8 protein-coding genes are annotated in these 24,691 nt (G+C 72.6%); 6 read left to right on the top strand and 2 right to left on the bottom strand.

From position 1 onward, the window contains the following. Together ACFSKW_RS26815 and ACFSKW_RS26810 are read right to left on the bottom strand one after the other, a co-directional pair. On the bottom strand, positions 1 to 8,238 hold an 8,238-nt coding region (locus ACFSKW_RS26815), incomplete at its 3' end, for a non-ribosomal peptide synthetase (protein ID WP_379575211.1). A gap of 8 nt (positions 8,239 to 8,246) precedes the next feature. Beyond that, on the bottom strand, positions 8,247 to 8,450 hold the full coding sequence (locus ACFSKW_RS26810; RefSeq protein WP_379575206.1) for an MbtH family protein: 204 nt from the start codon (positions 8,448 to 8,450) through the stop codon (positions 8,247 to 8,249). Between the two features lie 514 nt (positions 8,451 to 8,964). Between ACFSKW_RS26810 and ACFSKW_RS26805 the strand changes: the two genes are divergently transcribed. The 6 genes from ACFSKW_RS26805 to ACFSKW_RS26780 are packed head-to-tail and all read left to right on the top strand — an operon-like array spanning position 8,965 to position 24,690. After that, on the top strand, positions 8,965 to 10,014 hold the full coding sequence (locus tag ACFSKW_RS26805) for a Rossmann-fold NAD(P)-binding domain-containing protein (protein ID WP_379575205.1): 1,050 nt from the start codon (positions 8,965 to 8,967) through the stop codon (positions 10,012 to 10,014). Positions 10,015 to 10,030: 16 nt separating this feature from the next. Further along, positions 10,031 to 11,365: a DUF6002 family protein gene (locus ACFSKW_RS26800; RefSeq protein ID WP_379575204.1), complete on the top strand. Its 1,335-nt coding sequence runs from the start codon at positions 10,031 to 10,033 to the stop codon at positions 11,363 to 11,365. Beyond that, positions 11,365 to 12,993 carry a beta-ketoacyl synthase N-terminal-like domain-containing protein gene (locus tag ACFSKW_RS26795; RefSeq protein ID WP_379575203.1) on the top strand — a complete coding sequence of 543 codons (1,629 nt, stop codon included), beginning with the start codon at positions 11,365 to 11,367 and terminating at the stop codon, positions 12,991 to 12,993. Before ACFSKW_RS26800 ends, ACFSKW_RS26795 begins: the two co-directional genes overlap by 1 nt. A gap of 2 nt (positions 12,994 to 12,995) precedes the next feature. Next, positions 12,996 to 16,034 carry a thioesterase domain-containing protein gene (locus ACFSKW_RS26790; RefSeq protein WP_379575201.1) on the top strand — a complete coding sequence of 1,013 codons (3,039 nt, stop codon included), beginning with the start codon at positions 12,996 to 12,998 and terminating at the stop codon, positions 16,032 to 16,034. After that, complete coding sequence (locus ACFSKW_RS26785) at positions 16,031 to 19,438, top strand: amino acid adenylation domain-containing protein (protein ID WP_379575200.1); 3,408 nt, start codon at positions 16,031 to 16,033, stop codon at positions 19,436 to 19,438. Before ACFSKW_RS26790 ends, ACFSKW_RS26785 begins: the two co-directional genes overlap by 4 nt. Then, the gene (locus ACFSKW_RS26780; protein ID WP_379575199.1) at positions 19,435 to 24,690 is read left to right on the top strand and encodes a type I polyketide synthase; all 5,256 of its coding nucleotides are present in this window, start codon (positions 19,435 to 19,437) and stop codon (positions 24,688 to 24,690) included. The genes ACFSKW_RS26785 and ACFSKW_RS26780 overlap by 4 nt, the downstream gene beginning before the upstream one ends. Position 24,691 lies beyond the last annotated feature (1 nt).

Raw genomic sequence — 24,691 nt, 5'->3', positions numbered from 1 at the left:
GCGAGCCACCAGAGAAGAGGGCAGCGCCTCACCCGAGCACACGATCCGCCGCAACGACGGCACCGCCAGGTCGGGCTCCTCCGCGACCGCGTCCAGCACGGCATCCAGCATCGACGGCACGAAGTGCACCATCGACACGTTCTCCCGTCGCATCAGCGTGACCAGGGCGTCCGCGTCGCGGTGTGCCCCAGGAGGTGCCACCACCAGCCCGGCTCCCTCCATGAGGGGCCAGAACAGCTCCCACACCGACACGTCGAAGGTGAACGGCGTCTTCTGCATGACTCGATCACCGGAGGTCAGGGGGAAGGCCTCCCCCATCCACACGAGTCGGTTGGCGATGGCCGCGTGGGAGACGAGCACGCCCTTCGGACGGCCGGTGGAGCCGGAGGTGTAGATCAGATAGGCGGGGGCGCTGGGCGGGATCCGGACACCAAGCGGAGCCGGGTCCCCTGACGCGGCCGGACTCACCGTCACCCCGGGGAAGCGCCGCGGCTCCTCGGTGATCACGACGCGAGCTCCGGCATCGGCCACCATGAAGGACAGGCGCTCATCGGGGTAGCCGGGCTCCAGGGGCATGTAGGCCCCGCCGGCGGCCATCACCGCGTGCACGGCCACGATCAGATCGGTGCCACGCGGCAGGCACACGCCCACCACATCGCCCAGCCGTACACCCTGCTCCCGCAACACCGAGGCCAGCGCGTTCACCTGCGCCCCGAACTCGGCATACGTCAACCAGGAGCCGTCCCAGACGGCAGGAGCGTCCGGCGACGACGCCACCCTCCGTGCCACCATGTCGGGCAACGCCACGAACTCCCGAGGCGCGCCGGTCGCGTTCCACCCCTCCACCGACGCCACATCGGCGGTCAGGAGGGGCAGTTCGGAGACGGGCAGGTCAGGATCGGCGACGGCGGCGGACAGGAGAGCGACGAAGTGCTCGGCCAGCCGCGAAACCGTGTCGGCGTCGAAGAGGTCGGTACGGTACTCGAAGATCCCACCGAGCTGGCCGGGGAAGCGCTGGAGATACAGCGACAGGTCGAACTTGGCGGTGGTCGTGCCCGAGCTCACCCACTCGGCTTCCAGCTCGCCGACGCGGAGCTCGGACCTCTCCGCGTCCTCCAGGCTGAAGAGCGCCTGAACCAGCGGCGTGCTGCCGAGGTCGCGGCGCGGCTGCAGGTCCTCGACGAGTGCCTCGAAGGGCATCTCCGAGTTGGCGAAGGCCTCGAGCGCGGTGTTCCTGGCCCGGCCGATCAGCTCTCGGAAGGTGGGGTCGCCGGAGCAGTCGGTGCGCAGCACGAGGGTGTTGAGGAAGAAGCCGATCAGCGGCTCCAGCTCCGGCCGGGGCCGCTCGGCGGCGGGGGTGCCGACCACGATGTCCCGCTGTCCGGTGTGGCGGGCGAGCAGGACGGTGAAGGCGGCCAGGAGCGTCATGAAGAGCGACGCGTTCTCGTCCGCGCCGAGCAGCCGGAGGCGTTCGGAGACCTCGGGAGAGATCATGAACGGGACGTTGCCTCCGTCGTGACCTCTGCGAGCGGGACGCGGCTTGCTCGTCGGGAGCTCCAGACGTTCCGGCATGCCCGCCAGCCGCTCGCGCCAGTAGGCCAGCTGGGTGTCGCGCAGTTCGCCCTCCACCCGGTCCCGCTGCCAGGCCGCGTAGTCGGCGTACTGCACGGCCAGGTCGGGCAGCTCGCGACCCGCGTAGAGCTCGCCCAGTTCCTGGGCGAACAGTCCGGACGACCACGCGTCGTTGGCCACGTGATGGATCGTCACCAGCAGCTCGTGATCATCCGAAGCGTGCCGTACCAGAGCCGCCCGGATCGGCGGCTCCACCGTCAGGTCGAACCGCCGAGCCCCGAAGGCCTGCAGCTCTTCCGACCGCACCGCCTCGAACGGCACCGCGGCCTCGGCCGCCACCGACACGAACACATCGTCGTCACGCTCCACGAAGCGCGATCGCAACACCTCGTGCCGGGCAGCCATCGCGACCAGCGCGCGCTCCAGCGCCGCCGCGTCCAGCGGGCCCCGCAGGCGCAACCGCACCTGCGTGTTGTAGACGGCCAGCTCCCGCTCCAGCTGGTCCAGGAACCACAGCCGCCGCTGGCCGTACGACACGGGCAGCAGCCCGTCACGCGGGATGGGCACGACCTCGGCCGAGGTGGCGGTGCGGGCGGCGGCGATGCGCTCCGCCAGGCCGGCCACGGTCGGCGCCTCGAACAGGGCTCGGACCGGCAGGTCGATGCCGAAGGCGGCGCGCAGGCGGGTGACGACCTTGATGGCCAGCAGCGAGTGGCCGCCGAGCCCGAAGAAGCCGTCCTCCCGGCCGACCGGACCGGTTTCCAGCACCGACTCGAACAGCGTCGCGACCAGCTCCTCCACCGGACCCTGCGGCGGGGTGGCCGCCGAGTCCTGCTGCAGCTGACCGGGCTCCGGCAGGGCGGCGCGGTCGAGCTTGCCGTTGGCGTTGGTCGGGAGCTCGTCGAGGAAGGTGAACGAGGCGGGGATCATGTGCTCGGGCAGCCGCTCGCGCAGGAGGCCGGTGAGCGCCGCCGGGTCGGCCGTGCCGACAACGTAGGCGGCGAGCACGCCCCGCACGGGCTGTACCACCGCGCTCCTGACCGAGGGGTGCGCGGCCAGGAGCGACTCGATCTCCCCTGGCTCGACGCGCATGCCACGGATCTTGACCTGGCCGTCCATCCTGCCCAGGTAGTCGACCTCGCCGTTCGGCAACCAGCGGGCCAGGTCGCCGGTGCGATACATGCGCGCGCCTGCCGGGCCGTACGGGTCGGGCACGAACTGCCGGGCGGTCAGCCCGGGACGCCGCGCGTAGCCGTTGGCCACGCCGATCCCTGCGATGCACAGCTCGCCGGGAGTGCCGACGGGAACACGGCGCAGGTCGGAGTCGAGGATCTCGATCCTGATGCCCCGGATGGGCGCGCCGATCGGCGTGCGGGGCTCGTCCGGCTCTGACCTGTGCCAGGTCACCTCGATGGCGGCCTCGGTGGGACCGTAGAGGTTGTGCACCTCGATGCCGGGCAGCCGCTCGTGCGCCCGTGCGACCAGGGCAGACGGCAGCGCCTCGCCTGAGCAGTAGACCCGGCGCAGCGAGGGCAGGTCGAGGACCGGCTCGTCCAGGAGAGCGTCCAGCATCGACGGCACGAAATGCACGGTGGTCACGCCGTGGGTCGCGAGGAGGCGGACCAGCGCGGCCGGGTCGCGGTGCGCGTCGGGAGCGGCGACCACGAGCCCGGCTCCGGAGATGAGCGGCCAGAAGAGCTCCCAGACCGACACGTCGAAGGTGAAGGTCGTCTTCAGCAGGACCCGATCCTCGGCGGTGAACACGAAGGCGTGATCGGTCCAGGTCAGCCGGTTGACGATGGCCTCGTGGGAGTTGAGCACGCCCTTCGGCACGCCCGTCGACCCTGAGGTGTAGATCAGGTAGGCAGGCGCGGTCGGGGGGATCGCGAGGTCGAGCGGCCCTTCCGCGGACGCGGTCGGAGGCACCGTGACAAGCCCAGGAAAGCGCTCGGGCTCCCCAGTGATCACCACGCCGGCGCGGGCGTCCTCGACCATGAAGTCCAGCCGCTGGTCGGGGTAGCCGGGATCGAGCGGCAGGTAGGCAGCCCCTGCGGCCACGACCGCGTGGACGGCCACGACCAGGTCGACGCTTCGCGGCAGGCAGACGCCGACCACGTCGCCCAGCCGTACGCCCTGCTCGCGAAGCGCCGAGGCCAGCCCGTGAACCCGCGCGCCGAACTCGGCATACGTCAACCAGGAGCCGTCCCAGACAGCCGGCGCGTCCGGCGTGGAAGCCACCCGCCGGGCCAGCAGCTCGGCCAGGGAGGCGTACTCCTCCGGCGCACCCGTGTCGTTCCACTGCTCCACCAGCGCCTCGTCGGCGGCGGTCAGCGCGGGCAGGGCCGACATCGGCTGCTCGGGCCCGGCCGCGACGGCGGCCAGCACCTCGGTGTAGAGCGCGGCGATGCGCTGTGCGGTGGCCTCGTCGAACAGGTCGGTGCGGTATTCCAGGATGCCGCCGACCCCGCCGGGCTCCCTGCGCAGGTACATGGTGAGGTCGAACTTGGCCGTCGAGGTGCCGGTTCCCCGCCACTCCATGGTCAGCCCGCCCGAGCTGACCGCGGGGCGGTCGGCGTCCTCCAGGCTGAAGAGCACCTGGACCAGTGGCGTCGCGCCCAGGTCGCGCTCGGGCTGCAGCTCCTCGATGAGCGCCTCGAAGGGCACCTCGGAGTTGGCGAACGCCTCGAGCGTGGTGGTCCTGACCTGCTTGAGCAGGTCGCGGAAGGTGGGGTCGCCCGAGGTGTCGGTACGCAGCACCAGCGTGTTGAGGAAGCAGCCGATCAGCGACTCCAGCTCGGGCCTGGGGCGCTCGGCCGCGGGCGTGCCGACCACGATGTCCCGCTGCCCTGTCGCGCGGGACAGCGCGATCGAGAGCGCGGCGACCATGGTCATGAAGAGGGAGGCGTTCTCCTGCGCGCCCATGGCACGCAGCCGCTCCACGACTGGGCCGGGGATGGTGATCGGGACGTTCGCGCCCACGTAGTCCCGGCGAGCGGGGCGCGGGCGGTCTGCCGGGAGTTCCAGGCGTTCCGGCATTCCGGCGAGCCGCTTGCGCCAGTAGGCCAGCTGCGTGTCGCGCAGCTCGCCCTCCACCCGCTCCTTCTGCCAGGCCGCGAAGTCGGCGTACTGCACGGTCAGCTCAGGCAGCGTCCGGCCCGCGTAACACTCACCCAGCTCACGGGCGAACAGCACCGCCGACCACGCGTCGGTGACGACGTGGTGCAGCGTCACCAGCAACTCGTGATCATCGACGGCATGCCGTGCCAGAGCAGCCCGGATCGGCGGCTCGGCGGTCAGATCGAACCGGCGGGCACCGCAGGCTTCCAGCTCGGAAGGCTCCACCGCCTCGAAGGGCACGACGGCCTCGGCCGCCACCGACACGAACAGGTCGTCGTCGCGCTGGACGAACCGTGACCGCAACGCCTCGTGGCGGGCGGCCACCATGACCAGGGCACGCTCCAGCGCCGCCGCGTCCAGGGCGCCGCGCAGTCGTAGCCGCACGTGCGTGTTGTAGACGGCCAGCTCCGGCTCCAGCTGGTCCAGGAACCACAGCCGGCGCTGGGAGTAGGAGGCGGGAAGCAGGCCGTCCCTGGGGACGGGGAGGACCGGCGGGACCTGCTCGGCACCGCGGCCCTGCGCCGCGGCCACGAGGGCGGCGACCCCGGCGACCGTGGGCGACTCGAACAGCGCCCTGGGCGAGAGCCCGACGCCGAACGCCTTGCGCAGGCGGCCCATCAGCTTGATGGCCAGCAGGGAGTGCCCGCCCAGCGCGAAGAAGCCGTCCTCCCGGCCGACGGGACCGGTCTCCAGCAGCGCCTCGAACAGGCCGGCCACCAGCTCCTCCACCGGGCCGCGCGGGGGCACCCGCTCGGCCTCCACGGCGTCGGGCGGGTCGGGCAGCCTGGACCGGTCGACCTTGCCGTGCGCGGCCAGCGGCAGCGCGGGCAGCTCGACCAGGTGCGCGGGGATGAGGTAGGCGGGCAGGCGCTCGGCCAGGTAGGCGGGCAGCTGCCGGATGTCGCCGACGACGTAGGCCACCAGCTCGGGCTCGTGCTGCCCGCGCACGACCACCACGCAGTCGGTGACGGCGGGATGGGCGGCCAGGACGGCCTGCACCTCTCCGGGTTCGACCCGGTGCCCGCGGATCTTGACCTGCCCGTCCGCACGGCCGAGGAACTCGATGGCGCCGCCCGGCAGCCGCCGTGCCCGGTCGCCGGTGCGATAGATGCGCGCACCCGGCCGGCCGAAGGGATGGGGGACGAAGACGGCGGCGGTCTGTCCCGGCCGGCCCAGGTAGCCGCGGGCGACGGTGACGCCGCCGACGCACAGCTCGCCGACGACCCCGTCGGGCACCGGGCGCAGGTCCTCATCGAGGACATAGGCCTCGGCATGGGGCAGCGGGAAGCCGATGGGCGTGACCGCGCCCGCTCCGGCCGGCTCCTGATCGCCCGCGAGGCCGAGCACGCCGACGGTGGTCTCGGTGGGTCCGTAGTGGTTGACGACCGCGGGGCCGTGCGGACGGGCGCGCAGCTGCCGTACCCAATCCCAGCGAGACGCCTCGCCGCCGAGCACCAGCGTGCGCGCGGGCAACTGGTCGAGCTGCAGGGCGGCCAGATGCGACGGCGTGATCTTCAGCACGTCGATCCGGTCGCGCCGGAGGTGCTCGGCGATCCACGCCGCGTCGGTCGCGCGCTCCCGCGGAGCCAGGTGGAGCGTGCCGCCGGTGAGCAGCGAACCGTGGAAGACGGTGACGCTGAAGTCGAAGGTCAGCGGCTGCACCATCGAGTGGCGCAACCCAGGGGCCAGGCCGAGCAGCCCGCTGACCCCGGCCACGTAGGCCGTGAGGTGCCGGTCGGCGATGCCCACTCCCTTGGGCAGGCCGGTCGAGCCGGAGGTGTAGATGACGTAGGCGAGCATGTCCGGGTGACGGGTGATCTCGGGGGCCGTCTCCGGCAGCTCATCCGTCTCGCGCACGTCGATGACCGGAAGGTCGGTGTCGAATTCCGCGCTGGTGATGACGGCTGTCGCACCGGAGTCGGCCAGCAGCCGGCGCAGCCGCTCCGCAGGGTGCTCCAGGTCCAGCGACAGGTAGGCGGCGCCCGCCTTGAGCACGGCGAGCACGGCCACGGCGAGCTCGACGTCGGTGTCCAGGAAGATCGCCACCGGGGTGTCGGGGCGGGCCACTCCGGCCAGGCGGTGGGCCAGCCGGTTGGACCTGCGGTCCAGCTCGGCGTAGGTCAGGCTGCGTCCCTGGGCGTCGGCCACCGCCACCTGGTCGGGGCGGGCGGCCACCTGGGCCGCGAAGGCCTCCGTCACGGTGTCGAACTCGGCGCTGAAGGGGGGTGGTGCCGTGGTGAGGCGTTCCTCCTCGCCGGGCAGCAGGAGCGGCAGGTCGGCCAGGGAGGTCTCCGGCGCGGCCATGGCGGCGTCGAGCAGGTTGCGGTAGCGGGCGGCGAAATCCCTCGTCCAGGCCTCGTCGAACAGCGCGGCCGCGTACTCGATGCGCCCGTCGATGCGCCCGTCCACCTCGGCGAGGTCGATCAGCAGGTCCACCTTGGCGGTGCCGTTGCGTACCTGCCCGTTGGTCACCAGAGAGGGCAGCAGGTTGAACACGACCTGATGCAGCGGCGCGCCCACGCCGTCCGAACGATCCGGCCGGAACTCCTCGACGAGCCGCTCGTAGGGCACCTCGGAGTGATCGAGGGCGTCGAAGACGGCGGTCCGCACCCGGTCGACCAGCTGGTCGAAACTCACCTCCCGCGCGCACTCGGTGCGCAGCAGCAGGGTGTTGACGAAGTTGCCGATCAGAGGCTCCAGCTCGGGCAGCGGCCGCCCGCCCACCGGGGAGCCCACCACCACATCCGCCCGCCCGGCCAGGCGGGACAGCAGCGCCTTGAGCCCGGCCAGCAGCACCACGAAGGGTGTGGTGTGCCGCTCCCGCGCCATCCGGTGCACGCCCTGCACGGTGGCGGCGGGCAGTTCGAAGCCGATGTCGCCGCCGGCGTGCCGCGGCAGGCCCTGGTCGGGCGCCCTGGGCGACAGCCGCAGCGGCTCGGGCAGGTCGGCGAGCTGCTTGCGCCAGTAGCCGAGCTGGTCGGTCAGCTCGCCGCCGTCCCATCGCCCGCGCTGCCAGGCGGCGAAGTCGCCGTACTGGATGGGCAGCTCGGGAAGGTCGGCCTCGCCGAAACAGGCCAGGAAGTCCCGCTGGAAGATCGCCACGGAGGCGGCGTCGAAGGCGACGTGATGGACGGTGAAGAAGAGGTGGTCGCGCTCGCCCCCGGTGCGGATCAGGCGCGCCCGCCACAGCGGGGCCTGATCGAGCGATATGGACCGGGCAGCGTCGGCTTCACGCACCTGGGAGAGCCGTGTCTGCTGCTCATCGGCGGGGAGTCCACGCAGGTCGGTGACCGGGACCTCGATCGGGACCTCGGGCAGCACGATCTGGGTCGGCACGCCGTCGCGGTTTTCCACCGCGGTTCGCAGCACCTCGTGGCGGGCGACGACCCTGGTCAGGGCCGCGGTCACGGCGTCAGGTTCGGCACCGGCCGGCAGGCTGGTGCCGAACGGGATGTTGTACACGGCGAGCCCAGGTTCCAGCTGGTCCACAAACCAGAGCCGCTCCTGCGCGAAAGAGGCAGGAAGCGCGAAACCGGACGCCTGATCCATAGGCGCGCTCACGCCTGCTCGGACTCCTGCATGGCCTCACGCAGACTGCGGGGCCTCATATCCGTCCAGACCTTGTCGACATGCTCAAGGCAGCTATTACGGTCCCCCGAAAATCCTTCATCCCGCCAGCCGGTCGGCGTGGGGCGATCTGATGCCCAGATCGAGTATTGCTCCTCGTGGTTGATCACTACCTTGTAGTCGCCACTGGGCATGGGTACGCCTATCTCCCTTTCGCCGCGTCAGGGGTTGCCGGACGCGCCAAAGAACAATGTGGGACCTGGAGCCGCAAAACATGACAAGTTACGGCCAATAATGGAACAGTTGGGCACTTTATCCCGTCCTGACAGCCCCTGTAGTCGCTTCGAACGAAGTGCCGCGCCGATTGAAGTCCACAGGTACCCGGCAAGTCAACACTTGTCGGGAGAACCGCATCTGACGATCACTGACAGTGTTCATGACCGTAAAACGGAGGATTGACAGCACCTTGGTGAACTGTGGAATATAGGCCGGGCCCAAACTCACCAAGATGGTTTGGGGACATAACGGGCGATCCGTCCGTTTTGGGGGAAATCCTTAATTCCGTGCTTACCAGCATGTAGAGAGGCATCAGTCCAGCATGGCGGTGCAGAGTTACCTCCCGCTTGCCGGCCAGAGCAGCACGACTGAGCTTGTCGGGGGCATCGATAGACGCAGTGAGCTGGTCATGGGGCCGACGGAGGAGGGCCCATGACCGAATTGGCAGTCATCGGCACCGGTGGTCTGGCCAGAGCCGTTTGTTATGCCCTGGCCGTGACCGGGCCGCCGGCTCGGATCACCGTCATCGGGCGCGATCCGGCGCGGACCGCTGAGCTATGCCAAGTCGGTATGGCCAGAGCCGCGATCGCCGGCTCCGGCGTGACCTTCCGCCCCGTGACGGACCCCCTGCCTGAGGCCTTGGCGGCCGCCGCCCCTGCGGGCGTGCTGCTGGCCGCCTCCAGCCAATCCCCCTGGGAGTCGCTCAGCTCCCCCTCGGCCTGGACCTCCCTGCTCCGGCGCGGCGGCTTCGGACTCACTCTGCCGTTCCAGGCCGAGTCCGCCGTCCGCGCGGGCACGGCACTCGCCTCGGCCAGCACTGGGTCCTGGTTCGTCAACGCCTGCTTCCCCGACGCGGTCAACCCCGTGCTGGCCGCGTGCGGCGTCCCCGTGCTGTGCGGGATCGGCAACGCCGGCCTGCTGGCCGCCAGCCTCCAGACCGCCCTCGGCCTGCCCGACCAGCGAGAGCTGCAGGTGCTCGCCCACCATGTCCACCTGTACACGCCCGCCTCCCCCGAGGACGAGGCGCGGGTCTGGCACCAGGGCCGCTCCCTCGACGACGTCGGCGCACTCCTTGCCGCCCAGCGGGCCACCTCGCGCACCGAGCTCAACCACGTCACCGGCCTGACCGCCGCCCGGGTGCTGGGGTGCCTGCTCACCGGCGGCGACCTCGACACCTCCCTGCCGGGCCCGCTCGGGCTGCCGGGCGGCTACCCGGTACGTCTCGCGGCCGGTCAGCTGAGCCTGCGCCTGCCGCCGGGCCTGGAGCGTGCCGAAGCCATCGCCTTCAACCAGCGCTCAGCCCTACAGGACGGGGTGGTCGTGGAGGGCACGCGCGTCGCCTTCGGCCCCGCCGCCCGGGAGGAGCTCGCCCGCGTCGCCCCCGACCTCGCCGGCGGCTTCCACACCGCGGACCTGGAATCCGCCGCCAAAGCCTTCACCCAGCTCAGAGACCGGCTCCGTGACCTCCCCTCCTACCCCTAACGAGGTGCGCCCGACGATGCACGCAGCGAACCTGCTAATCGACTACTACGACCGCCTCCCCGCCTCGATCGCGGCCTGCGTCGACGACCTCGAACCGGTCAGATCGGACATCGGCTTCTCCCCCGGTTACCACCTGCCCGCTCTCGACGCGGACGTGGAACGTTTCCTGTCGGTGGCCACCGCGCGCTGGGAACCGCTCGGCGAGTACGGCGAGCACCGGCTGACCCTGCTCGACCTCACGGGCAACCCCGCCACGGGCACCACCAAGACCTTCGCCTCGTTGATGATCGTCGCCCGCGCGGTGGAGTACATCAGGCGGTACGGCGAAGCGGTCACGATCTTCTCGCCGACCTCGGCCAACAAGGGCGTCGCGCTGCGCGACGCGGTGCTGCGCGCGATCGAGGCCGGGCTGGTCCGCCCCGACCAGCTGCGCACGGTGATCCTGGCGCCCGGCTCGTGCCTGGCCAAGCTCCGCTCCAGCCGGCTGTCCACCGACCCCGAGCTGCGCGAGCTGAACCCGATGCTCGTCTACAACGGCCCCGAGCCTGAGCAGGTCAAGGCGCTCGGCCGGGCCTTCGCCGACAAGTACGCCGGCGACCTGCGGGCCAAGGGCGAGAACCTGTGGTACTCGCTGGACCTGGCCAACTATCTCGTCGCCGACACCGCCAGGGCGTACTTCGAGCACGCGGTCTCCCCGGTCACCGGGCCCCGGCTGCACGCGCACGCGGTCTCCAGCGCCTTCGGGCTGCTCGGCTACCACCGCGGCCGGGACGTGCTGGAGGACTCCGGCTCCTCGAGCCCGGAGCACCGGCCCGCCAGCCTGCTCGTGCAGCACCTCGGCACCCCCGACATGGTGCTCAACCTCCGCAACGGATCCTTCGAGCGGGCCAACCTGCCCGAGTACGCCCTGGCGGACGGCCTCTACCGGCAGTCGGCCGACCCGCGCTTCCCCGCGCTGACCTACGACCCGGACGAGGTGCTCGACCCGACCTTCTACACCCACCGGCCCGCCACCTCTCCCTCGATGAACGCGATCATCGAGCGCGCGGGCGGCGACGGCATCGTGGTCTCGCTGGCCGAATGCGTGGCCCGCTATCCGCAGGTGCGCGAGTTGCTCGCAGGGACCGGCTGCGAACTGCCCGCCGACTTCCGCCGGCTCAGGGAATGGTCCCTGGTCATGGCACTGACGGGCGTGCTCAACGCCGTCGACCGCGGCCTTGCCGACGACTGGCGCGACGTGGTGGTGCACGGGTCGGGCCGCTACACCTCGGCGGACTACACGCCGCTCGAGGCGGAGGCGATGACCGAGGTCGCGACCGTCGAGGACGTCGCCGCGGTGGTCTGCCGCTGATGTCTCTCCCGGAGGACGCGATCGCCGTCGTCGGCATGGCCGGGCGCTTCCCTGGCGCTCCCGACGTGCCCTCGCTCTGGCGCAACCTGCTCGACGGCGTGGACGTCGTGCACGACTACACCGAGGCCGAGCTGCGCGCGCTCGGGGTGGGTGAGCGGCTGCTGGCCGATCCGGCGCACGTGCGGGCGGGCGGCCGCCTGCCCGACGTGACCGCGTTCGACGCCGACTTCTTCGGCGTGACAGCGGACGAGGCCGCCGCCATGGATCCCCAGCAACGGCTCTTCCTCGAGCAGTCCTGGGCCGCGCTGGAGGACGCGGGCTGCGACCCAGCGGCCTTCGACGGGCTGATCGGCGTCTTCTCCGGTGCCTCGGTCAACAGGCACTTCCTGTACCGGCAGTTCACCGGCGACCCGGACGAGCCGCTGGTTCCGGGCTTCGCGCCCGACTACGTGGCCGCCCAGGTGGCCTACCGGCTGGGCCTGACCGGCCCCGCCATGGCCGTGCAGACCGCCTGCTCCAGCTCGCTCACCGCGGTCTGCGTGGCCGCCCAGCACCTGCTCGACTACCGCTGCGACCTGGCGCTCGCGGGCGGGGTGAGCGTCACGGAACCCCGCTTCCTGCACACACCCGGCGGTCTGGTCTCGCCCGACGGCCGCTGCCGCGCCTTCGACGCCGCCGGTCAGGGCGGCGCCTACAGCAGCGGCGTCGCGGTCCTGGCGCTCAAGCGCCTGCAGGACGCGGTCGAGAGCCGGGACCAGGTTCTCGCCGTGATCCGGGGCTGGGCCGTGGGCAACGACGGCGCCCGCCGGGCCGGGTTCGCCGCCCCCGGGCTCGACGGGCAGGCGAGCGTGGTGGCCGAGGCGCTGGCGGACGCCGGGCTGGCGCCCGGCGCCATCGGTTTCGTGGAGGGGCACGGCAGCGGCACCGTGGTCGGTGACGCGATCGAGGTCGCCGCCCTGGCCCAGGCCTTCTCCGACGACCCGCTGCCGCCGAGCGCCGTCGCGCTCGGCTCGATCAAGACCAACCTCGGCAACCTCGACGCTGCGGCGGGCGCGGCGGCGCTGATCAAGGCCGTGCTGGCGGTACGGCACGGCGTCATCCCGGCCAACCTCCACTTCGAGCGCGCCGATCCGGACGTCGAGTTCGGCCCCTTCTACGTGCCGGTCAAGAACGTGGCCTGGGAGGCGGAGACCCGGCGGGCCGGGGTGAGCTCCTTCGGCCTGGGCGGGACCAACGCCCATGTGATCGTCGAGCAGGTCGCCGGCGAACCGCCGCGCCCGGCCTCCACCGGCTGGCGTGTCCTGCCCGTCTCGGCCCGAACGCCCGAGGCGTTGCGCCAGGCCCGCATGCGGTTGGCCGACCACCTGGAGGCCGCTCCCCTGACCGACCTGGACGACGTCGCCCACACGCTGACCGCCGGACGCCGAGCGTTCGCCTACAGGGCGGCGATCGTCTGCCGGGACCTGCCCGAGGCCGTCGCCCGGCTGCGCGGCCTGCCGCAGGACGCGCCGGAGGACCTGACGCGGGCGGCCGAGGCCTGGGTGGCGGGCGACGAGCCCGCCTGGCCGGCGGCGGACGGCCGCATCGTCTCCCTGCCCGCCTACCCGTTCCAACGGCAGGAGGTCTGACCATGAGACCCGACACCTGGCTCGACCGCTGGTTCTCCGTTCCGCAACCCCGCCACTCGGCGCCCATGCAGCTGTTCTGCCTGCCGTGGGCGGGCGCGGGGGCCGGAGCCTTCCAGGGCTGGGCCGCCGCGGCGGGACCGGGGATCGAGGTGCTGCCCATGGTCCTTCCGGGCAGGGAGGGCCGCTTCTTGGAGCCCTTCGGCATCGACATCGGGGAGCTCGCCGACGCCGTCTCCGCCCGGGCCGACCGGCCGTACGCGATCTACGGGCACTCCATGGGCGGCAGGCTGGGCTTCGAGGTGACCCGCGAGCTGACCAGGCGGGGCGAACGGCTGCCGCAGCGGCTGTACCTGGGCGGGTGCCGGCCGCCGGACCACGTGGAACCGCTCGGCGTGCTGTCGGAGGTGTCGGACGAGGAGCTGATCGCCAGGCTCACCGAGCTCGGCGGCCTGCCGGAGGAGCTGGTTGCCGAGCCGGAGCTGTGCGAGCTCCTCCTGCCGGTCCTGCGCGCGGACTTCACCTGGCTGCACGAGTACGTCTACCAGCCGGGGCCGCCGATCGAGGTGCCGATCGAGGCCTTCGCCGGAGCCGACGACAAGTCGATCTCCGTCGAGGCCATGCGGGGCTGGGCCAGGCACACCAGCGCCGGCTTCACTCTCAGCGTCGAGCCCGGCGGCCACTTCTTCCTGCGCGAGCGGCGTGACCACATTCTGGACCGGGTGCGCGATTCCGGACCGGATGCGCGCGTGAGCGACCACCGCATGCCGCTCGGCGACACCGGCTGGTGGGTGTGGAGCGAGGCGCTGCTGCGCAGCACCGGCTTCCCTGCCGACGGCCTGGCGCGCCTGTCCGCCCCCGGCTGCGCGCAGGCGGCGGACGCGTTGCTCTCGGGCGAGCTCGCGGCGGAGGACCTCGACAAGATCCTCGCCGAGGCCGGGCACGAGCTGGGCGACGAGCTGACCCGGATCGCCGCCGACCCGCTCTTCCGCGAGGCGATCACCTGGCAGAATCGGGGTGCCCTGGTCGCGCTGGACGCCCTGAGCCGCGGCGGCCGCCGCGACAGCAAGCGGCGCGAACGGGAGCGCGTCGCCGTCAAGTACTGGCAGCGCTACAGCGCCAAGAACGAGACGGTGGGCTTCTTCGGGCCGGTGACCTGGGTTCGGTGCACGGAGGACGGCCCGGCGCTGGAGGTACTGCCCGGCGAACGGCTCCTGTCGGACCGGCGCGTGTACTTCGAGGACTGGGCGCTGCGCGCGTACGCGGCGAAGCTGGCCGAGGATCTCGCGGTACGCCGCTGGTTGCCGCCCGCCCTGCAACCCCAGCTGATCCTGGACGGCCGCCAGGTGCGGCGGCCGGCGCAGCCGCCCGTCCCGGTGTCGGCCGCCGAGGCACTGCTGCTGTCGCGATGCGACGGCACGCGCCGGGCCGTCGACGTGGCCGCCGAGGTGGCCGGGCAGGCGGGCATCCGCACCGAAGCCGACGCTTACCTGCAGCTCGACCTCCTGGTCGAGCGCGGCCTGCTGACCTGGCAGGGCGACGTGCCGCAGAGCCCGCACGCCGAGGAGCACCTCCGGCGGATGCTGGCCGGCATCGAGGACCCTGCCGCGCGCGAGCGGGCCCATGCCGGTCTGGAGCGGCTGGTATCCGCCAAGCGAGAGGTGGCGCGCGCCGCGGGCGACCCTGATGCCCTGCGCGCCGCGCTGGAGGCGCTCAGCACGGTGTTCAGCGAGGTCACCGGCACCGACCCGGTCCGCAGGACCGGCCAGACCTACGCCGGCCGCGGCCTGGTCTACGAGGACACCACGCGCGACGTGCGAGTGACCGTGGGCAAGCCGCTGATGGACGGTATCGCCGAGCCGATGGCGCTGATGCTCCAGGCCGCCCGCTGGCTGACGGCCGAGCTGGCGACGGCCTACGGCCGGGCGCTGCGCGAGCTGTACGAGGATCTGCGCGCGGACGGCCCTGTGCTGCTGTCGGACCTGTGGTACCTCGCCCAGGGCATGCTGTTCGGCGCCGGTCCCAGGCCCGTGGACGCCATCGCCGAGGAGTTCGCCCGCCGCTGGTCGGAGCTGTTCGGCCTGGACCACGTCGACCAGGACACCGCCGAGCTGACCTTCACCGCCCGCGAGCTGGCCGCCTCCGACGCGTTCGCCGCAGCAGGACCCGGCTGGTCGGACGGCCGGTTGCACAGCCCCGACCTGCAGATCTGCGCAGACAGCGTCGAGGCGGTCAACCGCGGCGACTACCTGGTGGTCATGGGCGAGATGCACGCCGCATGGGCGACCTTCGACTGCGCCGTCTTCACCCTCGCCCACCCCGATCCCGGCCCGCTGCGCGACGCGCTGGCCGAGGACCTGGGAACCGACAGGGTCAGGCCGCTCTACCCGGTGGAGTGGCCCCGCTACACCGGCCGGGTGGCGCACGGGCTGGAGCACCCGACCGACATCGAGCTGGGCTGGACGGCCGCCCCCGGCGCCGACCCAGGCCGGCTGGTGCCCGCCACGGCCGTGCCGGTCGACGAGGTGGACGGGGAGCTGGTGGCCACCATGCCGGACGGGAGGAGCCGGCCCCTGCTGGAGGTCTTCTCGCAGCTGGTGTCGATCCACGCCGTGGACGGCTTCAAGCTTGTCGGAGGCGATCGGCACACCCCGAGGATCACCATCGACCGGCTGGTCGTCGCCCGCCGTACCTGGCGGACCACCGTGGACGCGACAGGACTGGCCGACGTCGGCGGTGAGCGCGCGCGCTACCTGGCAGTGCGCCGCTGGCGGCGTGAGCTCGGCCTGCCCGAGCAGGTCTTCGTCAAGCTGTCCACGGAGATCAAACCGCTCTACGTCGACCTCACCAGCCCGGTCTTCGCCGACCTGCTCTGCTCGATGGTCCGCTCGGCCCGCCTCGGCGCCGGGCAGGACGTGCGGCTGGTGATTTCCGAGATGCTCCCAGGCCCGAGCCAGACCTGGCTGTCCGACGCCGAGGGCCGCCGTTACTTCACGGAGCTGCGCATGCACATGGTCGATCCCCTTCCTGGAGGCGCGGGATGACGACGCTGCCCGATCTGGTGCTGGCCCAGGCCGAGCGCCGCCCGTGGGCGCCTGCCGTGCGGCAGTGGCAGGAGGTGCTCACGTACGGCGAGCTGGCCGAGCGGGCGGGCGGCCTGGCCGCGCGGCTGCCGGACGTGGGGCCGGAGCATCTGGTGGGAGTCTGCCTGCGACGCAGGCCGAGCATGGTCACCGGAGTGCTCGGCGTGCTTCTGGCCGGGGGCGCGTACGTGCCGCTCGACCCCGACGGCCCCGCCGCGCGCAGGGAGCAGATCATCCGAAGCGCGGGGCTCCGCCTCGTCGTGGTCGACGAGTCCACCGCGGAGCTGTTCGACGGGGTGCGGACCGTCCCGGTGGACGGCCCGCCCGCCGCGCCCGGACGGTGTCCTGCGCTGCCCGGCAACGCGGCCTACGTGCTGCACACCTCGGGATCCACCGGCGCGCCCAAGGGCGTGGTGGTCAGCCATCGCAGCGCCTGCGCCTACGCGCTCAGGAACATCGAGCTGCTGGGCGTCGACGAGGACACGCGCGGGCTCGCCTTCGCCTCGCTCGGGTTCGACGTGTCGGTGCACGACCTGTTCGTGCACCTGGCCGCAGGGGCCACACTGATGCTGGCAGGCGAGGACGACCGGCGTGATCCCGTACGGCTCCAGCGTTTCTGCGCGGAGCACCGCGTCACCTCCGGTGACCTGCCGGTCTCCCTGCTGCCGGTGCTGGATCCTGCGCGCCTGCCCGAGTGGCGGGTGCTGACCACCGGCTCCGAGGCCCCCGGCCCCGAGCAGGTGGAGCGCTGGGCGAGCAGCCGGTTCCTCAACTACTACGGTCCGACCGAGACAACGGTTGCCGTCACCGTCTTCGAGGCCGAGGGAAGCTGGGACCGGCCGCTGCCGATCGGCGCCGTCCAGCAGGGGCACCGCGTGCATGTCGTGGACGAGGAACTGCGCGAGGTTCCGGCGGGCGTGCCGGGCGAGCTGCTGGTCGGCGGGGTCGGGCTGGCCCGCGGATATCTGGGGCGACCCGATCTGACAGCCGAACGCTTCGTGCCCGACCCGTTCGGCGGCGACGGCGAGCGGCTCTACCGGACCGGCGACCTCGTGGTGCTGCAGCCGGACGGGAACCTGACGTTCCTGGGCAGGACCGACCGGCAGGTCAAGATCCGCGGGCAGCGGGTGGAGATCGGCGAGGTGGAGACCGTGCTGCGCGGACACCCGCTGGTCGGGCACGCCGTGGTGGAGGCGGTCGAGGGGCCCGCGGGCGTCCGGCTCGTGGCCTTCTGCACGGGGGACGGCGTGAGCGCGGACCTGCTGCGAGAGCACTGCGCTGGGCGGCTGCCCGAGGTGATGGTCCCCGCCGACATACTGATCCTGCCCAGCCTGCCGACGTCCTCGTCGGGCAAGGTCGACGTCCAGGCGCTGCACGCGTTGGTGCCTGACGCCCCGGCCATGGGTGCGCCGCCGGAATCGCCGGCCGAGCGCGCCGTGGCCGAGGTCTGGGCTCGGGTGCTCGACCGCGTCCCTGGGCTGGAGGACGACTTCTTCGCCTGCGGTGGGCACTCCATCAGCGCCATGCGCCTGGTCAGCGGCCTTCGCGAGGCGCTGGGGCGTGAGGTGGCGGTGGAGGACGTCTACGCCGCGCGCACACTCGGCGCGCTGGCGGCGCTGGTGGAAGGCGCACCTCCCGTGGCCGAGGAGCTGCCCTCCGGCAGCCCGCCCGCGCTGACCGCGGCGCAGCGCCGGTTGTGGTTCCTGGAGCGGCTGTTCCCCGGCAACGTCGCCTACAACATCGCGCTCGCCGAGCGCCTGCGCGGCCCGCTCGACGTGGCGGCGCTGGAGCGGGCGCTGACCGCGGTGGCCGAGCGGCACGAGGTGCTCCGCTGGCGGGTGCCCGACGACGGCGGTGTGCCCCGCGTGGAGGTGTCCGCGCTCGAACCCGCGCGGATAGCGGTCGAGGCCCTGGACGGCGCGCCGGACAGCCGGCCGGACGGGCAGGGCGGCGGGCCGGACGACCTGCCGGACGGGGTCCACGCCTGGCTGGACCGGGCCGGCGCCCAGCACTTCGACCTGGCCCGCGGCCCCCTCTGGCAGGCCAGGCTGCTCCGGCTGGCCCCGGACGACCACGTGCTGGCGGTGACCTTCCACCACGCCGTCTTCGACGGCTGGTCAGAGGGCCCGTTCTTCGACGACCTGGCCCGCGCCTACGCCGGCGAGGTCCTGGACGAACCGGAGGCGACCTTCGCCGACTACGCCGCCTGGCGAGCGGCGCGGGACGGCAGGCGGGCCGCGGAGGACCTGACCTGGTGGACCCGCTCCCTGGCCGATGCCCCCACGACGCTCGACCTGCCCAGGGACCGCCCACGGCCGATCGTGCAGAGCCACGCCGGCGCGCTGGCCACCGCCGCGCTCACCGCGGAGACCACGGCAGGTATCCGCGAGCTGGCCGTACGGCTGGGCACCACCGCGCCGAGCGTGTGGCTGGCCGCCTTCGCCGAGCTGGTCCGGCGCGTCACCGGCCGTGACGACATCGTGGTCGGCACCCCTGCGGCGGACCGCAGGCACGAGGCCTTCCAGGACCTGATCGGCTTCTTCGTCGACATCGTGCCGATCCGCCTGCGCTCGACCGGGGAGGCTTCCTTCGCGGAGCGGGTGCGTGGCTGCGCCGATGCGATGATCGACGCGATGGCCAGGCCCGGCGCCGCCATCGAGGACATCGTCGGAGCACTGGCGATACGCCGTGAACCCAGCCGGGCGCCGCTGGTGCAGGTGCTCTTCAACGTCTTCAACTTCCCTGAGCCGCGGCTGGAGCTGAAGGGGCTGAACTCCACCGGCATCGTGCCCGCGCCCGCGGGTTCCCCGTTCGATCTGACGGTCTACGTCGTCGAGCGGGACGGAAGGTACGCGGTCGACCTCGTCTACAACACCGACCTCTACACCGCCGAGCGCATCGAGCTGCTGCTCCGGTCCTTCATCGACCTGCTCGACCAGGCCGTGGCCGACCCGGGCGCCCCCGCGGCCGGCTTCGAGCTGAGGCACGTCACCACGCTCGCGCACGGCGTGACGGACGAGCCGGCGCAGGCCGTACCGGAATCAGGGCTCCGCGCGGATCCCGCCACCGACACCGAGCGGCTGCTCGCCGGGATCTGGCGGGACGTGCTCGGCCGGGCCAAGGTGCTCGCGACCGACAACTTCTTCGACGTCGGCGGCACCTCCATGGCCGTCGTCGTGGTCCGCGACCGCCTGGCCGCCCTGACCGGGCGCCAGGTGACGGTCGTGGACATGTTCCGCTACCCGACCGTACGCGCGCTGGCCGCCCACCTCGACGGTGATGCCGCGAATCCGGAACTGAGCCGCGCCGACCGGCGTGCCGACACACGCCGCCAGCTGCGGGACAAGCGCAGGAGGAGACAGTGACAGAGTTGTCCAACGACTCGGGCGCCGAGCCCATCGCCATCATCGGCATGAGCGCCCGCGTGCCGGGCGCGAACGATCTCGGCCAGTTCTGGCGCAACCTGGTCGACGGAGTGGAGTCGGTGACCTTCTTCACCGACGAGGAGCAGCTCGCCTGGGGTGCGACTCCGGAGGAGCTGGCCAGTCCCTCCTTCGTCAAGGCCGCGCCGGTCATGATCGACATGGAGGGCTTCGACAACCGCCTGTTCGGCATGAGCGCGCGCGAGGCGGAGCTCGCCGACCCGCAGCAGCGGATCTTCCTGGAGCAGTCGCACGCCGCGCTGCAGGACTCCGGCTACGACCCGGCCACCTACGAAGGCTCCATCGGCGTCTACGGCGGATCAGGGCCCAGCCAGTACCAGTGGCTCAACCTCCAGACCAACCCCGATCTGGACAGCAACGCGGTCAAGCTCGGCATGTCGATCGGCAACAACATCGACTACGTGGCCACCACGGTCTCCTACCGGCTGAACCTGCGGGGACCGGCCATGACCGTCACCACCGCCTGCTCCTCCTCCCTGGTCGCCCTGCACCTGGCCTGCGAGTCGCTGCGCAACGGGGAGTGCGACATGGCGCTGGCCGGCGGGGTCTGCGTGGAGCTGCCGCACGGCGCCGGCTACCCGGCCATGGACGGCTTCACCACCTCCGACGGGCACGTCAAGCCGTTCGACTCCCGCGCGGACGGCACCATCTGGGGCAGCGGCGTCGGCGTGCTCGTGGTCAAGCGTCTGGAGGACGCGCTGGCCGACGGCGACCACATCAGGGCCGTGGTGCTGGGGAACGCGATCAACAACGACGGCAGCAACAAGATCGGCTTCTCCGCGCCGAGCCACGCGGGCCAGACCGAGGTGATCGCCGAGGCGCTCGGCGTGGCCGGGGTGGACCCGCGCACCATCGGCTACGTCGAGGCGCACGGCACCGGCACCGCCCTCGGCGACCCTATCGAGGTGGCCGCCCTGAGCGAGGTCTACCGGCGCAGCACCGACGATCGCGGCTGGTGCGGCATCGGCTCGGTGAAGTCCAACGTCGGCCACCTCAGCCAGGCCTCCGGCGTCGTCGGAGTGATCAAGGCGGTGCTCGCCATGGAGCACGGCCTGATCCCGCCCAGCATCAACTTCGAGCGGCCCAACCCCGCCATCGACTTCGACTCCAGCCCCTTCTACGTGGTCTCCACCCCCACCAAGTGGGAGGACGGCCCGCGCCGGGCGGCGGTGAGCTCCTTCGGCATCGGCGGCACCAACGCCCACGTGATCCTCCAGCAGGCGCCGCCACCCGCCGCCACCACGAGCGCGCGGGGGCCGCAGCTGCTACGGCTCTCGGCCCGCACCGAGAGCGCGCTCGACACCATGCGCACCCAGCTCGCCGAGCACCTCACCGAGCACCCCGAGCTCTCCGTCTCCGACGTGGCCCACACGCTGCGGGTTGGCCGGCCGGAGCTTCGGCACCGCGTCGCCGTCGTGGCCGACGACCTGGCCGGCGCGGTGAGCGCGCTGACCGACCCCAAGCGGCACCCGGCAGGGACCGCGGGCGGGACGCTGCCCAAGGTGGCCTTCCTCTTCTCCGGGCAGGGCGCGCAGTACGCGGGCATGGGCGCCGCGCTCTACGCGGCCCAGCCGTCCTTCGCCGCCGCCGTCGACGAGTGCGCCGAGCTCCTCCGTGCCGAGCTGGGCGAGGACATCAGGCAGCTGATGTTCGCCGAGGGCGGCGACGACAAGCTGCGCGAGACCCGCTTCACCCAGCCCGCGCTGTTCACCGTGGAGTACGCGCTGGCCAGGCTCTGGCAGGAGCTCGGCGCGCAGCCCTCGGGCATGATCGGTCACTCCATCGGGGAGTACGTCGCCGCCACACTCGCCGGCGTGTTCACCCTGCCCGACGCGCTGCGGCTGGTGGCCGCGCGCGGACGGCTGATGCAGTCGATGCCTGCCGGCTCGATGCTCGCGGTGATGAAGGACGAGCAGGAGGTCGCCAAGCTGCTCATCGACGGGGTGAGCGTGGCCACGGTGAACGGCCCTGGCACCTGCGTGGTGGCCGGGACGGACGAGGCGATCACGGCCTTCGCCGAGCTGCTCGACGGCAAGGGCGTCAAGGCCACCCGGCTGCGGACCTCGCACGCCTTCCACTCGCCGATGATGGAGCCCATCCTGGCGGAGTTCGAATCCCTCGTGGCCGCCGTGCCGCGGCAGAGGCCCGCCCTGCCGTTCCTGTCCAACGTGACCGGCGACTGGATCACCCCCGACCAGGCCGTCGACCCGGCCTACTGGGCCGGACACATCCGCCGTCCGGTGCGCTTCGGCGACTGCGTGGCCCGGCTGCTGGCCGAGAAGGACTGGGTGATGCTGGAGTGCGGGCCCGGCAAGCAGCTGGCCCAGCTCGCCCGCATGCAGCTGCGCGGCGCCAAGGACGTGCTGCCGCCGCTCGCCAGCCTGCCAGGCCCCGGCGAGACGGTCGGCGACCTGGACGTGCTGTACGGCTCCGCCGCCCGGTTGTGGTCGGCCGGAGTACCGATCATCATGGACGGCGAGCAGGGCCACCGGGTGCCGCTGCCCGGCTACCCCTACGAGCGGGAGTACCGTTTCATCCCGCCCGGTGAGGCAGGGGCCAAGCCGAAGGCGCAGCAGCCCTCCGGCCCCCGGGCGCTGGAGGACTGGTTCGAGATCCCCGCGTGGCAGCAGCTCACGCCCTCCCCGCTCGGCGAGCCGGTCACCCGCTGCCTCGCCTTCGTCAGCGGGGAGCGCGGCGAGCAGCTGGTGGCGGCGCTCCGGGCACAGGGTGCCGACGTGAGCGTGGTCCGCCCCGGTGCGGACTACTCCGGCGAGTTCACCGTACGCGCCGGCGAGCGCGCCGACTACGACGCCCTGATCAGCGCGCTCGGCGACTCGCTGCCCTCGCGCATCGTGCACGCCTGGGCGCTGGACAGCGACCGGGCCCAGGCGCAGGAGCACGGCTTCTTCAGCCTCCTCTCCCTGGTCCAGGCCCTGACCGCCGCGCAGCGGGCCGACGGGGTCCGCCTCGACGTGCTCACCTGCGGCACCGAGGACCCCCTGGGCGGCGCCGACCTGACCCGGCCGGAGTACGCGCTCGTGGCGGGCATCGCCAGGGTCGTGCCGCTGGAGGTCGACGGCCTCCAGGTGCGCCAGCTCGACCTCGAATCCGGTGGCACCCCCGCCGCGAGCGTCCTGGCCGAGCTGCGCAGGGAGCCGGCGGGCGACGTGCTGGCCCTGCGAGGCGGGCGCCGGTGGGTCCGCGACTTCCAGCCGGTACGGCCGAGCGAGGGCGACTCCGGGCTGCGCGAGGAGGGCGTCTACCTGATCACCGGTGGCCTGGGCGGTATCGGCCTCACCCTCGCCGAGCACCTCGGCACCCGGCTGCGGGCCCGCGTGACGCTGCTCGGCCGCAGCGGCAGGGTTTCGCCGAGGGCCGCGCGCACGATCGCCCGGATCGAGCAGGCTGGCGGCAAGGTGACGGTCCTGGCCGCCGACGTCACCGATCCTGCCCGGTTGCGCGAGGTCAGGCAGCAGATCCTGGCCGAGCATGGCGGGCTGCACGGCATCGTGCACGCCGCCGGCCTGCCGGGCGGTGGCATGGCCGAGATCAAGGAACGGGCCGTCGCGCAGGCCGTACTCGACCCCAAGGTCGCCGGGACCGCCGCGCTGTTCGACGTCTTCGGCGACCTCGGGCTGGACTTCGTCGCGCTCTGCTCGTCGGTCACCGCCGTCAGCGGCGGCTTCGGCCAGGTCGACTACTGCGCGGCGAACGCCTTCCAGGACGCCTTCGCCCGCGCCCGGCATGGCACCCGCGTCGTGAGCCTCAACTGGGGCGCGTGGCTGGAGGTGGGCATGGCCGCCAACGCCGACGCCACCGGCCTGGCCGCCACCAGCAGCCCGACCACCGTCGCCGAGGGAACGCCCGTCGACCACCCGGTCGTGCGCAGCCGTACCCACGACCGGGCGTCGGGGCCGCTGGCCGCCGACACCCACTGGGTGCTGGACGAGCACCGCATCGGCGGGGTGCCGGTGCTGCCCGCGACCGGGCAGCTGGAATGCGCCAGGGCGGCCTTCGCGGCCGTCGTCCCCGCGCCGGATGAGGGCCACGCGGTGGAGCTGCGCGACGTGGTCTTCCTGGAGCCTCTGGCCGTGCCGGACGACACCACGACCGAGCTCGTGGTCGCCTTCGCCGGCGGTTCGGCCTTCGAGGTGCGCGCCGGCGAGCGGCTGCACACCCAGGGCGCGGCGGCGTGGGTACGGCCCGCACCGGCCGCGGCCGTGGACGTGGCGGCGCTGAAGGCAGGGATGACGCCGGAGGCCGAGCAGGACGGCGAGTACGCCGGAGTGCTGACGTTCGGTCCGCGGTGGCGCTCGCCCGAGCTGATCTGGCGGACCGAGGGCGAGGAGCTCGCCTTCGTCGAGGGGACCGAGCAGGTGGCGGCGGAGGTCGGTGGCTGGGGCCTGCACCCCGCGCTGCTCGACGTGGCCACCTCCTTCGGCAGGGGCAACGGCGGCGGCGCCTACCTGCCGCTGAGCTACGGCCGGCTGCTGGTCAGGTCGGCGCTGCCGGACCGCTTCTACAGCCGCCTGCGGCGCAGGGGCGACGGCGGTGCCGAGGTCGTCACGGCCGACCTGACGCTGATGGACGAGGCGGGCACGGTGCTCGTGGAGATCGAGGAGTTCGTGCTGAGGCGCATCGACGCCTCGGCGGTGACCGGCTCGCTGAGCTCCGGGGACCAGCGGTCCGACACCGGCATCCGCCCGGCGGACGGCGCCGAGGCGTTCTTCCGCGTGCTGGCCGCGGCCGACCTCGGCCCGCAGGTCGTCATCAGCGCCACCGCGCTCGCCGAGATCACCCGGCGGGAGCGGCTGACCCGCCAGAGCCTCGAGGCCCAGGCCCCGGTGGCCAGGACCGAGGACTTCGTCGCGCCGGAAGGCGAGGTGGAGGCGGCGCTGGCCCGGGTGTGGAGCGAGATCCTGGGCGTGCCCGACGTAGGTGCCGACGACGACTTCTTCGAGCTCGGCGGCAACTCTCTCATCGCGGTCCAGCTGATCGCGCAGGCTCGGGCCGCGGTCGGCGTCAAGCTGCCGATGCGCACGCTCTTCGAGGCCCCGTCCGTGCGGCAGATGGCCGCCAGGGTCGAGCAGATCCGCGCCGAGCAGCCGGCCACCCCGGCATCCGCCCCGGCGGCCTTCGCCACCACGATCCCGCGCGTGGCGCGAGGAAGGTAGC

Origin of the sequence: Nonomuraea mangrovi (genome assembly GCF_042681425.1) — a bacterium.
GTDB lineage: Bacteria > Actinomycetota > Actinomycetes > Streptosporangiales > Streptosporangiaceae > Nonomuraea > Nonomuraea mangrovi.
This window is presented reverse-complemented; position numbering and strand designations above follow the sequence as displayed.